Annotated in this window: 6 protein-coding genes; all 6 read left to right on the top strand. The window is 59.8% G+C overall.

Annotation, left to right across the window (positions count from 1 at the left end; all coding sequences use genetic code 11):
- A partial coding sequence (locus Q1W15_RS11220) for a molybdopterin-dependent oxidoreductase (protein ID WP_300727897.1) occupies window positions 1–1,976 on the top strand: 1,976 nt, incomplete at its 5' end.
- Complete coding sequence (nuoH, locus tag Q1W15_RS11215) at window positions 1,973–2,980, top strand: NADH-quinone oxidoreductase subunit NuoH (protein WP_300727894.1); 1,008 nt, start codon at window positions 1,973–1,975, stop codon at window positions 2,978–2,980. The genes Q1W15_RS11220 and nuoH, both read left to right, overlap by 4 nt.
- Window positions 2,981–2,992: 12 nt before the next feature.
- Window positions 2,993–3,541 carry an NADH-quinone oxidoreductase subunit NuoI gene (nuoI, locus tag Q1W15_RS11210; protein ID WP_016780194.1) on the top strand — a complete coding sequence of 183 codons (549 nt, stop codon included), beginning with the start codon at window positions 2,993–2,995 and terminating at the stop codon, window positions 3,539–3,541.
- A gap of 9 nt (window positions 3,542–3,550) precedes the next feature.
- Window positions 3,551–4,054 (top strand): NADH-quinone oxidoreductase subunit J, encoded by a 504-nt coding sequence (gene nuoJ, locus Q1W15_RS11205; protein WP_300727889.1) that lies wholly within the window; start codon window positions 3,551–3,553, stop codon window positions 4,052–4,054.
- A 1-nt stretch (window position 4,055) separates the two neighbouring features.
- The gene (gene nuoK / locus Q1W15_RS11200) at window positions 4,056–4,364 is read left to right on the top strand and encodes an NADH-quinone oxidoreductase subunit NuoK (protein ID WP_019412103.1); all 309 of its coding nucleotides are present in this window, start codon (window positions 4,056–4,058) and stop codon (window positions 4,362–4,364) included.
- Window positions 4,361–6,214 (top strand): NADH-quinone oxidoreductase subunit L, encoded by a 1,854-nt coding sequence (gene nuoL / locus Q1W15_RS11195; protein WP_300727882.1) that lies wholly within the window; start codon window positions 4,361–4,363, stop codon window positions 6,212–6,214. Before nuoK ends, nuoL begins: the two co-directional genes overlap by 4 nt.
- Window positions 6,215–6,320: the final 106 nt, after the last annotated feature.

Below are 6,320 nucleotides of genomic sequence, written 5' to 3'. Positions count from 1 at the left end.
GTCGCATCGAAAACCGTTACAACGGTTCGGTGAACCAGTACTTCCTGTGCGACCGTGGCCGTTTCGGTTATGGCTACGTCAACCGCACCGACCGTCCACGTCAGCCACTGCTGGCCGACGGCGCCAAGCTGAGCCTCGACGAAGCACTGGATAAAGCCGCTGACCTGCTGCGCGGTCGCAACATCGTCGGTATCGGTTCGCCCCGCGCCAGCCTCGAAAGCAACTATGCGTTGCGCGAGTTGGTGGGTGCCGAGCACTTCTACTCGGGTATCGAAGCCGGTGAGCTGGAGCGCATCCGCCTGGTGCTGCAAGTGCTGAACGACAGCCCGCTGCCGGTTCCGAACATGCGCGACATCGAAGACCACGACGCGATCTTCGTCCTCGGTGAAGACCTGACCCAAACCGCTGCCCGCGTCGCCCTGTCCCTGCGCCAGTCGGTAAAAGGCAAGGCCGAAGACATGGCCGACGCCATGCGCGTCCAGCCGTGGCTCGACGCTGCGGTGAAAAACATCGGCCAGCACGCGCTGAACCCGCTGTTTATCGCCAGCCTGGCTGAAACCAAGCTCGATGACGTGGCTGAAGAGTGTGTACACGCCGCCCCGGAAGACCTGGCGCGCATCGGTTTCGCCGTGGCTCACGCCATCGACGCCAGTGCTCCGGCCGTACCGGGCCTGGACGCCGAAGCCCTTGAGCTGGCCCAGCGCATCGCTGACGCCCTGCTCGCGGCCAAACGCCCACTGATCGTGGCCGGTACTTCGCTGGGCTCCAAGGCCCTGATCGAAGCCGCAGGCAACATCGCCAAGGCCCTGCACCTGCGTGAAAAAGCCGGCTCCATCAGCCTGGTAGTGCCAGAGGCCAACAGCCTCGGCCTGGCCATGCTCGGCGGTGATTCGGTTGATGCGGCGCTGCAAGCCGTTATCGACGGCAAAGCCGATGCCATCGTGGTGCTGGAAAACGACCTGTTCACCCGTGTTGACGCGATCAAGGTCAATGCGGCACTGGACGCTGCCAAAGTCGTCATCGTTGCCGATCATCAAAAGACCGCGACCACAGACCGCGCTGACCTGGTTCTGCCAGCCGCCAGCTTCGCCGAAGGCGACGGTACCCTGGTCAGCCAGGAAGGCCGCGCCCAGCGCTTCTTCCAGGTCTACGAGCCGCGCTACCTGGATTCGAGCATTTTGATCCACGAAGGCTGGCGCTGGCTGCATGCCCTGCGCAGCACCCTGCTAAACAAGCCGGTTGACTGGACTCTGCTCGACCACGTGACTCAAGCAACTGCCGCCAGCACCCCGGAGCTGGCCCAGATCGTTGATGCTGCGCCGTCCGCTGCGTTCCGTATCAAAGGTTTGAAACTGGCCCGTGAACCGCTGCGTTACAGCGGCCGCACGGCCATGCGCGCCAACATCAGCGTGCACGAGCCACGCATTCCACAAGACCCGGACACCGCGTTCGCGTTCTCGATGGAAGGTTACTCGGGCTCGGTAGAACCGCGTAAACAAGTGCCGTTCGCCTGGTCGCCGGGCTGGAACTCGCCACAAGCGTGGAACAAGTTCCAGGACGAAGTCGGTGGCCACATCCGCGCTGGCGACCCGGGCACCCGCCTGATCGAAAGCCAAGGTGATGCACTGAGCTGGTCCGCCAACATTCCGGGCGCGTTCAACCCGGCACGTGGCACCTGGCAAGTGGTGCCGTTCTATCACCTGCTGGGCAGCGAAGAGAACTCTTCGAAAGCCGCGCCGGTACAAGAACGCATTCCTGCCGCTTACATTGCACTGGCCAAGTCTGAAGCTGACCGCTTGGGTGTCAACGATGGCGCACTGCTGAGCTTGAACGTGGCTGGCCTGACCCTGCGCCTGCCGCTGCGCGTCAATGAAGAGCTGGGTGCGGGTCTGGTGGCATTACCCGCCGGTCTGGCCGGTATCCCGCCAGCCATCTTTGGCCTTACCGTTGACGGTTTGCAGGAGGCAGCCCAATGAGCTGGTTCACGCCTGAAGTGATCGACGTGATTATCTCGGTGCTTAAAGCCGTGGTCATCCTGCTTGCGGTTGTGGTCTGCGGCGCACTGTTGAGCTGGGTTGAGCGCCGCTTGCTCGCTTTGTGGCAAGACCGTTACGGCCCGAACCGGGTTGGTCCGTTCGGTGCGTTTCAGATCGCTGCCGACATGGTCAAAATGTTCTTCAAGGAAGACTGGACGCCGCCGTTTGCCGACAAGGTGATTTTCACCCTGGCACCGGTCGTGGCCATGAGTGCCTTGCTGATCGCGTTCGCGATTATCCCGATCACCCCGACCTGGGGCGTGGCGGATCTGAACGTCGGCATCCTGTTCTTCTTCGCCATGGCGGGTCTGTCGGTGTACGCGGTGTTGTTCGCTGGCTGGTCCAGTAACAACAAATTCGCCCTGCTGGGTGCCTTGCGTGCGTCGGCTCAAACCGTGTCCTACGAAGTGTTCATGGGCCTGGCGCTGATGGGTATCGTGGTGCAGGTTGGCTCGTTCAACATGCGCGATATTGTTGAATATCAAGCACAGAACCTGTGGTTCATCATCCCGCAGATCTTCGGCTTCCTGACTTTCTTCATCGCTGGCGTTGCCGTGACTCACCGTCACCCGTTCGACCAGCCAGAAGCTGAGCAGGAACTGGCCGATGGTTACCACATTGAATACGCCGGCATGAAATGGGGCATGTTCTTCGTCGGTGAATACATCGGGATCGTATTGATCTCGGCGTTGCTGGTGACTTTGTTCTTCGGTGGCTGGCACGGGCCTTTCGGCATCCTGCCGCAGATCCCGTTTATCTGGTTCGCCCTGAAGACCGCGTTTTTCATCATGATCTTCATCCTGCTGCGCGCTTCTATTCCGCGCCCACGGTATGACCAAGTGATGGATTTCAGCTGGAAGTTCTGCCTGCCGCTGACCCTGATCAATTTGCTGGTAACCGCTGCAGTCGTGTTGTTAAACACGCCTGCCGGCGCGGTTCAGTGAGGATAGAGACCCATGTTCAAGTACCTGTTTGACATCGTGCATGGCACCTACACCCAGCTTCGCAGCTTGGTGATGGTGTTTGGCCATGCCTTCCGCAAGCGTGACACGCTGCAATACCCGGAAGAGCCAGTCTATCTGCCACCGCGTTACCGTGGCCGCATTGTACTGACCCGCGACCCGGACGGCGAAGAGCGTTGTGTAGCCTGTAACCTGTGCGCCGTCGCGTGCCCGGTGGGCTGCATCTCGCTGCAAAAAGCCGAAACCGAAGACGGCCGTTGGTACCCGGAGTTCTTTCGCATCAACTTCTCACGCTGCATTTTTTGCGGCCTGTGTGAGGAAGCCTGCCCGACCACCGCGATCCAGCTGACACCGGATTTCGAAATGGCCGAGTTCAAACGTCAGGACCTGGTGTACGAGAAGGAAGATCTGCTGATCTCCGGCCCCGGCAAGAACCCTGACTACAACTTCTATCGTGTTGCGGGTATGGCCGTTGAGGGCAAGCCGAAAGGTGCCGCTCAGAACGAAGCCGAGCCGATCAACGTGAAGAGCTTGCTGCCTTAAGGAAGAACGATGGAATTCGCTTTCTATTTCGCATCGGGTGTCGCTGTCGTGTCCACGCTTCGCGTGATCACCAACACTAACCCTGTGCACGCCCTGCTCTACCTGATTATTTCGCTGATTGCCGTAGCGATGACCTTTTTCAGCCTCGGTGCCCCATTTGCCGGTGTACTCGAAGTGATTGCTTACGCCGGTGCCATCATGGTGCTGTTTGTGTTTGTGGTGATGATGCTCAACCAGGGCCCCGCCTCGGTGACGCAAGAACGCCATTGGCTCAAACCCGGGATCTGGATCGGGCCAAGCATTCTGTCCGCCCTGCTGTTGGCCGAACTGTTGTATGTGCTGTTCGCTCACCAGAGCGGTGCTGCCATCGGTCAAACCACCATTGATGCTAAAGCCGTGGGCATCAGCCTGTTCGGTCCGTATCTGCTGGTGGTCGAACTCGCCTCGATGCTGCTGCTGGCTGCAGCGGTGACGGCGTTCCACTTGGGCCGCAACGAGGCGAAGGAGCAATAAGATGCCTGGAATACCTTTAGAACATGGTCTGGCAGTCGCGGGCATCCTGTTCTGCCTCGGCCTGGTCGGACTGATGGTTCGCCGTAACATTCTCTTCGTATTGATGAGTCTGGAAATCATGATGAACGCCGCGGCACTGGCGTTTATCGTTGCGGGCGCACGCTGGGCGCAGCCGGATGGCCAAGTGATGTTCATCCTGGTGATCACCCTGGCAGCGGCTGAGGCCAGTATTGGCCTGGCCATCCTGCTGCAGTTGTATCGCCGCTTCCACACGCTTGATATCGATGCTGCCAGTGAGATGCGCGGATGAACCTTCTCTTTCTGACTTTCGTATTCCCTCTGATCGGCTTTTTGCTGCTGTCGTTCTCCCGTGGACGCTTCAGCGAAAACCTCTCGGCCCTGATCGGCGTTGGCTCCATTGGCCTGTCGGCCATTGTGGCGGCCTACGTGATCTGGCAATTCAACGTCGCCCCGCCTGAAGGCGGTCAGTACACCCAAGTGCTGTGGCAGTGGATGGCAGTAGGCGATTTCAAGCCTGACTTCGCCCTGCACCTGGATGGTCTGTCCGTGACCATGCTGGGCGTCGTGGTCGGTGTCGGCTTTCTGATCCATGTATTTGCCTCTTGGTACATGCGCGGTGAAGACGGCTACTCGCGCTTCTTCTCCTACACCAACCTGTTTATCGCCAGCATGCTGTTCCTGATCCTGGCCGATAACCTGTTGTTCGTGTACTTCGGCTGGGAAGGTGTGGGCCTGTGCTCCTACCTGTTGATCGGTTTCTACTACAGCAACCGCAACAACGGTAACGCCGCGCTTAAAGCCTTTATCGTGACCCGCATCGGTGACGTGTTCCTGGCCATCGGCCTGTTCATCCTGTTCCAACAACTGGGCACGCTGAACATTCAGCAACTGCTGGTGCTGGCACCGCAGAAGTTTCAGGCCGGTGACTTCTGGATCGTGCTGGCGACCCTGATGCTGTTGGGCGGCGCGGTGGGCAAATCCGCACAACTGCCGCTGCAAACCTGGCTGGCAGACGCAATGGCTGGCCCGACCCCCGTTTCGGCACTGATCCACGCCGCAACGATGGTGACCGCCGGTGTTTACCTGATCGCACGTACCCACGGCCTGTTCACCCTGGCCCCGGAAGTACTGCATCTGGTGGGCATCGTCGGCGGTGTGACACTGGTTTTGGCCGGTTTCGCCGCACTGGTACAAACCGACATCAAACGCATCCTCGCTTACTCGACCATGAGCCAGATCGGCTACATGTTCCTGGCACTCGGCGTGGGTGCCTGGGATGGGGCAATTTTCCACCTGATGACCCACGCCTTCTTCAAGGCCCTGCTGTTCCTTGCTTCCGGTGCGGTGATTGTTGCCTGCCACCACGAGCAGAACATCTTCAAGATGGGCGGCCTGTGGAAAAAACTGCCATTGGCCTACGCCAGCTTCATCGTCGGCGGCGCAGCGTTGTCTGCCTTGCCTCTGTTGACGGCCGGTTTCTACTCCAAGGACGAAATCCTCTGGGAAGCCTTCGCCAGCGGTAACAGCGCACTGTTGTATGCCGGCTTGGTCGGTGCGTTCATGACGTCGCTGTACACCTTCCGCCTGATCTTCGTGACGTTCCACGGCGAAGCCCAGACTGAAGCCCATGCGGGTCACGGCGTGACCTACTGGCTGCCATTGAGCGTACTGATCGTACTGTCGACCTTTATCGGTGCCATGATCACCCCGCCACTGGCAGGCGTACTTCCGCAGAGCGTTGGCCATGCGGGCGGTGACGCCAAGCACAGCCTTGAAATCGCCTCGGGTGCCATCGCCCTGGCCGGCATTCTGCTCGCCGCCCTGTTGTACCTGGGCAAGCGTCGCTTTGTGACCTCAGTCGCCAACAGCGGCATCGGTCGCTTCCTGTCGGCCTGGTGGTTCGCCGCGTGGGGCTTCGACTGGCTTTACGACAAACTGTTCGTCAAACCGTACCTGTTGATCTGCCGCGTGCTGCGCAAGGACCCTCTGGATCAGACCATCGGCCTGATTCCGAAGATGGCCAAGGCCGGGCATAACGCCCTGAGCCGCAGCGAAACCGGTCAACTGCGTTGGTATGCTGCTTCCATGGCCGCCGGTGCTGTATTGGTCATGGGCGCCATCGTACTGGTAGCGGTCTGATATGAACCTTCGACATTGCGAAAGGAATTGAGCCCGTCATGATTCTGCCTTGGCTAATCCTGATCCCCTTTATCGGCGGCCTGCTGTGCTGGCTGGGTGAGCGCTT

Source organism: Pseudomonas sp., from assembly GCF_030150285.1.
Lineage (GTDB): Bacteria > Pseudomonadota > Gammaproteobacteria > Pseudomonadales > Pseudomonadaceae > Aquipseudomonas.
Note: the sequence above shows the minus strand (reverse complement) of the source record. Positions and strands in the feature narration are given on the sequence as shown.